The sequence below is a fragment of the Rhizobium sp. 05N49 genome (assembly GCF_056396805.1).
In genome coordinates this window covers 1-452 of the sequence record NZ_JBFTME010000061.1, presented here as the reverse complement: position 1 = coordinate 452, position 452 = coordinate 1, and the positions used below count along the sequence as shown (strand labels likewise).

Below are 452 nucleotides of genomic sequence, written 5' to 3'. Positions count from 1 at the left end.
GTCGGACGCCGAGCGCGACCTGATCGCCTCCGGCCAGGAGACTCACCTGGAGGACGGCGGGGCCAAGCCGTCGATGGCCAAGCTGCTGACCCAGCGCAACTTCTGGGGCATCGCCCTGCCCAGGTTCCTGGCCGACCCGACGTGGGGCACGCTGTCGTTCTGGGTGCCGCTGTACTTGACCACCGTGCGCCATTTCGACCTGGCCCAGATCGCGATGTTCGCCTGGCTGCCGTTCGTGGCCGCCGACATAGGCTGCCTGTTCGGCCCGGCCGTGGTGCTGTTCCTGCAGAAGCGCCGCGTCAGCCTGATCAACGCCCGTCGCTGGGCCTTCACCCTGGGGGCGGTGTTGATGACCGGCATGATGTTCGTGGGTCGTGTCGAAAGCCCCTACCTGGCCATCGCCCTGCTGTGCCTGGGCGGATTCGCCCACCAGACCCTGTCGGTGACGGTGA

General features: G+C 67.9%; 1 pseudogene. It reads left to right on the top strand.

What is annotated here, in order from left to right:
* A pseudogene (locus AC1DF8_RS36235) lies at nt 1-452 on the top strand (hypothetical protein); the annotation flags it as partial.